Below are 310 nucleotides of genomic sequence, written 5' to 3' on the forward strand. Positions count from 1 at the left end.
CCGCCTGCCGCTGGCCCGCAAGGAACTCCTGCTCGGCCTCAACCAGACCATCATGATGGCGCTGTCCATGGCCGTCATCGCGTCCGTCATCGGCGCGGGCGGCCTCGGTGACCGCGTCTACCAGGCGCTGTCCTCCGTCGACGTCGGCGCCGCGCTGGCCGCCGGCGTCCCGATCGTGCTGCTGGCCGTGGTCCTGGACCGCACCACCGAGGCCGCCGGGCGGAAGGCCGGCACCGAGCCCACCGGGCCCGCCGCCCTGCGCGGGCCGCGCGGCTGGGCACTCGCCGCGGGCATCGCGGCCGCCGTCGCC

General features: G+C 77.4%; 1 pseudogene. It reads left to right on the forward strand.

Features of this window, described 5'->3' with window-relative positions:
- Positions 1-310, forward strand: a pseudogene (locus IH13_RS37765) (glycine/betaine ABC transporter permease); the annotation flags it as partial.

This window comes from Streptomyces sp. NRRL WC-3549 (assembly GCF_000721935.1).
In the GTDB taxonomy this organism is placed as follows: Bacteria; Actinomycetota; Actinomycetes; order Streptomycetales; family Streptomycetaceae; genus Streptomyces.